This window comes from Synechococcus sp. 60AY4M2, assembly GCF_002760375.1.
GTDB lineage: Bacteria > Cyanobacteriota > Cyanobacteriia > Thermostichales > Thermostichaceae > Thermostichus.
Genome location: NZ_AUMZ01000001.1, coordinates 1427159 through 1434658 on the forward strand (window position 1 = coordinate 1427159; position 7500 = coordinate 1434658).

Genomic DNA, 7500 nt, shown 5'->3' on the forward strand with positions numbered 1-7500 from the left:
ATCGGTCTCTCCAAGTCTGGTTTCTGCCCTCGACTGCTGACTCGGGCGTACAAAACGACTCGTTTGGCTTTCTTTGGCGTTCTGATGTAGCTGTCGAGGTCATACCTTTTCGCCCTACCGGATGGTGTACGTACTGCATGGATCCAGCCCTTCTGTTCCCATCGCCTCAAGGTGTGGAGACACACCCCAAAATAATCCGCCGCTTCTCTCGGTTTTACATACCTAGCCATACCAAGCAGCCATACTGAACATACTGGGCATTATTTTCAGTATAGTCCAGCATATCATTGACTAGAGTCATGCTCCTACTGCCACCGAATAATCACTAGATAATTATATGAGTAGTTAAAGAAGACGTCGGGCATCCCGACAAACCTTCTGACCCCTAGGAAATGGGGTAGAGGCCTGGGGATGTGCTGCCCTAGCCTGGATAAAAGGATCCCTCACCTGTCCGGCAATGCTGATCGATGCTCCCCAACAGCGGCTATTTCTCGCCCTCCTTCCCCCACCAGACCTGCAGGAGCAAGTGACCGCCATTAAACAACAGTTTGCCGAGCAATTCGCCAGCCGCGCAGCCCTGCGCTCGCCCCCTCACATCACCCTGGTGCCTCCTTTCGAGTGGCCCACTGCCCAGCTGGCGGCCCTGACAGGATCCCTAGAAGCATTTGCTAAGGAGCAGGCGCCAGTTGCCGTTGAGCTCTGTGGCTTCGGCGCCTTCCCGCCACGGGTTATTTATATTCACGTCGAGCCCTCCCCCGAGCTGCAACAGCTTCAGGCCAAGGCCCAGCGGCACATGAGCCTCCTTCTCAAGCAAGAAGAAGCAACGGCTCCAGCCCGTCCCTTTGTGCCCCACATGACTGTGGCCTTCCGGGATCTCCAGCCGGCCCAGTTCCGCGCCGCCTGGCCGCAGTTCAAGGCTCGCCTCTTCCAGGGATCCTTTCTCGCCTCTGCCCTGACCCTCCTCCTCCATGACGGCAAGCGCTGGCAGGTTTTTGCCGAATTCTCCCTCTCCGCCTCTGAGGGATTGAGGCAGGAAACAACAGCCTACTCAACCCAGTGAGCAGCCATATATTCAGCTAGATCCAGCACCCGCTGCGAGTAGCCCCACTCGTTGTCGTACCAGGCCATCACCTTCACCAGATCCCCGTCCAGCACGCTGGTCATCTCGGCATCCACAATCGCCGAGCAGTCGTGGCCGCGGTAGTCGATGGAGACTAAGGGGATATCGGAGTAGGCAATGATCCCTTTCATCGTGGTCTCTGAAGCGTCCTTGAGAGCCGCGTTCACCTCCTCGGCAATCACGCGCCGCTCCGTTTGCACCACCAAGTCCACCAGCGACACGTTGGGCGTGGGCACCCGTACCGCCACCCCGTTCAGCTTGCCCTTCAGTTCGGGGATCACCAGCGCCACCGCCTTGGCCGCCCCGGTGGTGGTGGGCACCATGCTCAACGCCGCCGCCCGCGCCCGTCGCAGATCGCGGTGGCCGCCATCCAAAATCCGCTGGTCACCGGTGTAGCTGTGGGTGGTGGTCATCGTGGCCCGCAAGACGCCGAACTTGTCCAGCAACACTTTGAGGATGGGGGCAAGGCAGTTGGTGGTGCAACTGGCGTTGCTGACAATGTTGTGCCGCACCGGGTCATAGGTGTGTTGGTTAACGCCATATACAAACGTGGGAATGTCGCCCCCCTTGGCCGGAGCGGTGATCACTACTTTTTTGGCTCCCGCCTCAAGGTGCTTAGAGGCCCCTTGATAGTCTACGAACACCCCTGTAGCTTCAATAACAAGATCCACCTTCCACTCTTTCCAGGGCAGGTTGCTGGGGTTGCGATCGGAAACGGCGTGGATATGCTTGCCGTTAACCAGCAGGCCACCCTCGACGGCCTCCACTTCCGCCCCTTGCAGCGGCCCGAGAATGGAATCGTATTTGAGCAGATGGGCAGCCGTGCGGGCGTCTGATGTGTCGTTGATGGCAACAATATCGAGATTGGACTGGGAGCGACCCAGCCAACACCGCAAAAAGTTGCGACCGATACGACCAAATCCGTTGATGGCTACCCTGACCACTGCTCTTAACCTCGCTGCTTGAAGTGCTTTGGGGCTGCTTAGCACATAATACCGCAACCCCTGGCTATTCTGAAGATAAAATTTGGGATCCCACCGCTTGATTTCTGGCCTCTTTTTTGAGTAGTATCAACTAATATTTAACTTTAGGGATCCCGGCCTGCCTGCAGGGATTGGCTTTCCTCAAGCGGGGTAGCGCTGCTGCAGCAAGGCCATAGCCGAGGCCACGTTTTCAGCTCCCCGCTGTTCCAGCAGATCCGCGAACATGCTGTCGAGCCAAAAGAGGCGCTCGCCGATGATCTGGGTCCAGGCGCGGTAGAGCTTCAGCTGGACTTCCAGGGGCAATAGGAGCAGCCCCTCGCGGGAGAGGCGCAGGGTTTGCACTTCGGTCAGGCTCACCGCGGTAAAGGAACGTCGCCGTCCCGTCAGCAAGGAAAGTTCCCCAAACACGCGCCCGGCATGCAGCGTGGCCAGCCAATAATCGCCGGGATGGCGCATGTACTGGCGACGCAGCTCCACGATCCCGCTGAGAACTACGTATAGGTCGCTACTGGGATCCCCTTCTTGGAAGATCACCTGGCCGGGGGAAAAGCGGCTGGGCAGTAGGGCAGCCGTCAATGCCTTCCACTCAGCATCTTCCAAAGACTGAAAGAGCAAGTGCTCGCGAACGCGCTCAAACGGATAACGGCTGCTGCTCATCGGGCAAGCGGCTGGAAGTGCTTGGGGCCAGCTCTGTTTCATCCTACCGTCACCCCACGTTTTGGGTAGGAGGGATCCCTGCAAAAGGCTTGGGCGAGACCCAACTGGGCCATTTTCCAACACGTAGAATTTTTGCCGGCCATGGCGCCGGCAGAAGTTCTGTCCAGGCAGGCTGTAGGGGGTTCTCAAAAAAGCCGCAGAAGCTCGGCAGTCATTCCCGGAAAGCGGCAAAGATGTATACAAATCTCAAATGGAGAAAGCTCTCTAGGGATCCCGATCGATGCAGCCTGGCTCAATTGTTTGCTGCCGCCACCGCGAGTGGGTGGTGCTCCCCGCTGATTCCGAAGAAGGGGTAGTGCTGCGGCCCCTTACTGGTACGCCAGAGGATGCGATTCACATTCACCGACAACTGATGAACCTTGTAGGCGGCACCTTGCCCTTTGAGCGCATCGAGCCGGCCTTCTTCCCGCTGCCCTGCGCCGACCGAGTTGCCGATGCTGCAGCCGCCCATCTCCTCTGGCAGGCAGCGCGGCTTATCTTGCGCGAGGGCGCCACTCCCTTTCGCTCGCTGGGGCGCATCTCCATCCGGCCCCGAACCTACCAGTTTGTGCCGTTGCTCATGGCGCTGCGCCTTGATCCGGTGCGGCTGTTTATTGCCGACGACGTGGGAGTGGGCAAGACCATCGAAGCGCTGCTGATAGCCAGAGAACTTCTGGATCGCGGCGAGATCCGGCGCTTTTGTGTCCTTTGCCCGCCTTATTTGTGCGAGCAGTGGGCCAGGGAGCTGGCCGAGAAGTTTCACCTCGAGCCGGTAGTTATCCGCTCGGGGACGGTAGGGCAACTGGAGCGGCAAACCCCGCTGGGACAGAGCCTCTACGAATACTTCCCGGTGCAGGTGGCCAGCATTGATTTTGTCAAAACAGAGCGCAACCGCCCTCAATTTTTACAGTTTTGTCCTGAGCTGGTCATTGCCGACGAAGTGCACGGTGCGGCGGCGGCCAGTTCCGGCAGAGCTCAGCAGGAGCGGCATGCCCTTTTGAGAGCCATTGCCCAAGCGCCCAACCGCCACCTGATTCTGCTGACGGCTACTCCCCACAGCGGCATCCCAGAGGCCTTCCGTTCCTTGCTGGGGCTGCTGCGGCCTGAGTTTGAGGCGTGGGACTTTCAGGATCTCACTGAGAGCCAGCGCCTCGAGCTGGCCCGTCACTTTGTCCAGCGCACGCGGCGGGACATTAAGGAGACCTGGCAAGAAACCGCCTGCTTCCCAAGCCGAGAAGCTGAAGATGAGACCTATGACCTTTCGCCCCGCTACCGCGAGCTGTTTGAGCGCACCTATGCCTTCTGCGCGGAGCTGGTGCGCACCGGCCAGCAGATGGAACAGCGGCGGCGGCGAGTACGCTACTGGGGGGCGCTGGCTCTTTTGCGCTGTGTCATGTCCAGTCCGGCAGCGGCCTTGGCAGCGCTGGCCAATCGCGGTGCAGGCTCCCGGGAGGAAGAAGCTGAAGAGGCCGAGGAGAGCTTTAGCCGCTGGGTGTTCGAGTCAGCAGAAGAGCGTACTGACGACGAATTACCGCTGCCAGCCCTCGAAGCAGCAGATCAAACTCTGCCCGACAGCGACCGCCGCCGGCTGCGCGAGCTCGCCCGCCTGGCTGGTCAACTGCGTGGCGTAGACCAAGACACCAAGCTGGCGCGGGCCATCGAGCTAGTGAAGCGGCTCCTCAAAGAGAGCTTTCACCCCATTCTCTGGTGCCGCTATGTGGCCACGGCGGAGTATCTTGCCGACCACCTTCGACAACACCTGGGATCCGCAACTCAGGTAGCCTGCGTAACCGGCCGCATGGGCGACGAGGAGCGGGAGGCCAAGATTGCGGAAATGGCCGTTGACCAGCCACGGGTGCTGGTGGCCACCGACTGCCTCTCGGAAGGGATCAACCTGCAGGAAAAATTGACAGCCGTCATCCACTACGACCTGCCCTGGAACCCCAACCGGCTGGAGCAGCGGGAGGGGCGGGTGGATCGCTACGGCCAACGGGCCCCCCGGGTCAAGGTCATTCGTTTTTTTGGGCGAGATAACCCTGTGGACGGCGTGGTGCTAAAGGTGCTGCTGGACAAGGCGCGGGAAATTCGCCGCACCCTTGGCACCCACGTGCCTGTTCCCGAAGCGAGTGAAAGCGTTACCCAGGCGGTGCTGGAGGCGCTTTTTTTGCGCCAGGGATCCGGCTCAGGGGAGCGCCAGTTGGAGCTGGATCTGGGGATGGCAGAGGTGAGCCGGTTTCACGCCCGGTGGGATCGCTCTGCCGAGCAGGAGCGGCGCAACCGCACCCGTTTTGCCCAGCGATCCCTCAAGCCTGAAGAAGTGCAGCGGGAACTGGAGGCTACAGACGCCGTGCTGGGGGATCCGCAGGCAGTACAGCAATTTTTTCTCGCTGCCGCCCAGCGCCTGGGCCTGGCCGTGATCCCTGACCGGCAGTCTGGAGTCTTCCAGGTCAACCTCAGCCGAGAGGGCACGGCAACCCTGCCGGAGGCCATTCGTTCAGCCCTGCCCCAGCCCAAGGGTGGACACTGGCGGATTAGCTTTGTCTCCCCCACGCCAGAAGGAGCGGAGTACGTTGGCCGCAACCACCGCCTCATCGCTGCCCTGGCCCACTTTTTGCTGGAGAAGGCTCTAGATAATCCTGAAGAGGCCGTCGTCTCCCGCTGCGGGGTTGTGCGGACGCGGGCTGTGGCCGAGCTCACCACCCTCTTGTTGCTGCGCGTGCGCTACCTGGTGGAGCAGCCGCTGGCTCAGCCTCTGCTGGCGGAGGAGGTGCTGGTGCTGGGAGGGGTTGGCCTGGAAAGAGGCGCAGCCCGCTGGCTGGAAACTGGGGCAGCGCTCCAGCTTTTGGCCAAAGCCACGCCAGATGCCAACCTGCCGCTCGCGGAAAAGCAGGAGTTGGTGCAGCATGTGCTAGACAGCCTCAGCCCCTGGCCGCCGACTGCAGAAAACTGGGGCCTAGGACACCCCCTTCAGCAAGGGATCCGGGAGGCCATTTGCCGGCGGGCTGGCGAGCTGGCTGATGCCCACAGGCGCATCCGACAGGCTATCTCCCAGCGCGTGCGCGGGCTGGAGGTTAAGCCGCAGTTTCCCCCGGATCTGCTGGGAATTCTTGTCCTACAACCTCTGCTGTCCAGATGAGCCAATTTCCTGCACTACGCCTTGAAGGGGGCCTCTTGGGGCCGGACATCCTGGAGCAGCTTTTGGCCGGCGAGCTGCCGGGCCAGAAGCCGAGAGACTTTGGGCTAGACGACAAGCGCAGCCTGACCGAGGAGATGGCCAGCGTCTTTGCCGATGCCCGCACCCAGTGGGAAGTTTTCCGCCGTCGGCTGGCCCGTCTGCCAGAAGGGGATCCGGCCACGTCGGTTACCCGCGATGCCTGGGTCATTCCCTTTCTCAGCCTTCTGGGCTACGAGCTGCGCTACAACCAGCGGGCCTACGAGATTGACGGCGCCACCTTTGCCATCTCCCACCGAGCTGGCGAAGCAGAGGACGCTCCGCCGGTGCACATTGTGGGGGTGCGCCAGGAGCTGGGACGGCTGGCTCCTACTGGCAGGCCGCGTCTAGCCCCTCACTCGCTGCTGCAGGAGTATCTCAACTGCAGCGAGCACCTCTGGGGCATCGTCACCAACGGGCTGATCCTCCGCCTGTTGCGAGACAGCACCTTTGTGCGCCGGCAGGCCTATGTGGAGTTTGACCTGCAGCAGATCCTGGAGGAGCAGCGCTTTAACGACTTTGCCATCCTGTTTCGCCTGTTGCACCGCAGCCACCTGCCCCAAAGGGCGGAGCAGGCGCGGGAGTGTTGGCTGGAGAAGTACTACCAGCAAGCTCTGGAACAGGGGGGGCGAGTCCGCGAGCGGCTGCGGGATGGGGTGGAAGAATGCCTCAAGGGCTTGGCCAACGGCTTTCTTGCCCATCCCAAAAACTCCCAACTGCGGGAGCGGCTGGCCTCTTCTGGATTGAACCGCCTCACCCCGGAGGAGTTCTACCGACAACTGCTGCGGCTGGTCTATCGCTTTTTGTTTCTCTTGGTCTCGGAGGAGCGGGGGCTAATTAGCGCCAGCCCCCTCTACCGGGATCACTACGGCGTGGGTCGGCTGCGGCGGCTTTTGGAGCGGCGCAGCGCTTTTACGGAGCATGAGGATCTCTGGTGCAGCTTGCGGGTGCTCTGGAGGGTGCTTTCCCAGGAGGAGCTGGCGGAGCTGCTGGGGGCTGCTCCTCTCAACGGAGAGCTGTTTGCCCCTCTGGAGCTGGATGAGTGCAGCCTGAGCAACCGGGATCTGCTGCAGGCCTTCTGGCATCTGGCCTACTACCGAGAAAACGCGACCTCCCCGCCGCGCCGGGTTAACTATGCCGCTCTCGATGTGGAAGAGCTGGGATCCGTCTACGAAAGCCTGCTCGACTACCGGCCCCAGATCTTGTTTACTGCGCAGGCGACGCCTCAGTTTGAGCTCAGCTACGGCTCCGAACGCAAAAGCACCGGCTCCTACTACACCCCGCCAGATCTGGTGGCGGAACTTGTCCGCTCGGCCCTAGAGCCGGTGCTACAGGAGCGGCTGAAGTCTGCAGCCAGCCGCGAGGAAAAGGAACGGGCCATCCTCTCGCTGCGAGTTCTGGATCCCGCCTGTGGCTCTGGACATTTTCTCCTGGCGGCTGCCCGGCGTCTGGGCAAGGAGCTGGCCAAGGTTCGCACCGGGGAAGACGAG

The 7500-nt window shown here is 61.2% G+C and carries 6 protein-coding genes (1 of these 6 running past the window's edge); 3 read left to right on the plus strand and 3 right to left on the minus strand.

Going from position 1 to position 7500, the window contains the following annotated elements; genetic code table 11:
* Positions 1 to 230, minus strand: a 230-nt coding sequence (locus SYN60AY4M2_RS06235) for a MerR family transcriptional regulator (RefSeq protein WP_143597314.1), incomplete at its 3' end; no start/stop codon positions are given.
* Positions 231 to 457: 227 nt separating this feature from the next.
* Between SYN60AY4M2_RS06235 and SYN60AY4M2_RS06240 the strand changes: the two genes are divergently transcribed.
* A complete protein-coding gene (locus tag SYN60AY4M2_RS06240) occupies positions 458 to 1060 on the plus strand; it encodes a 2'-5' RNA ligase family protein (protein WP_011429235.1) in 603 nt (200 codons plus the stop codon).
* Here the strand turns inward: SYN60AY4M2_RS06240 and gap are convergent.
* Together gap and SYN60AY4M2_RS06250 are read right to left on the minus strand one after the other, a co-directional pair.
* Positions 1045 to 2064 (minus strand): type I glyceraldehyde-3-phosphate dehydrogenase, encoded by a 1020-nt coding sequence (gene gap, locus SYN60AY4M2_RS06245; protein WP_011429234.1) that lies wholly within the window; start codon positions 2062 to 2064, stop codon positions 1045 to 1047. The two genes, SYN60AY4M2_RS06240 and gap, sit on opposite strands and share 16 nt — an antisense overlap.
* 180 nt (positions 2065 to 2244) lie before the next feature.
* The gene (locus tag SYN60AY4M2_RS06250; protein WP_168173629.1) at positions 2245 to 2760 is read right to left on the minus strand and encodes a cyclic nucleotide-binding domain-containing protein; all 516 of its coding nucleotides are present in this window, start codon (positions 2758 to 2760) and stop codon (positions 2245 to 2247) included.
* Between the two features lie 280 nt (positions 2761 to 3040).
* On the opposite strand from SYN60AY4M2_RS06250, the gene SYN60AY4M2_RS06255 reads away from it, so the two are divergent.
* A complete protein-coding gene (locus SYN60AY4M2_RS06255; RefSeq protein WP_099812524.1) occupies positions 3041 to 5935 on the plus strand; it encodes a helicase-related protein in 2895 nt (964 codons plus the stop codon).
* Positions 5932 to 7500, plus strand: partial view of a DUF559 domain-containing protein gene (locus SYN60AY4M2_RS06260; protein ID WP_099812525.1) — the start only. It continues 2973 nt past the right edge of the window; 1569 of the gene's 4542 nt are visible here — the first part of the coding sequence; the start codon lies at positions 5932 to 5934; its stop codon lies beyond the right edge, outside the window. Before SYN60AY4M2_RS06255 ends, SYN60AY4M2_RS06260 begins: the two co-directional genes overlap by 4 nt.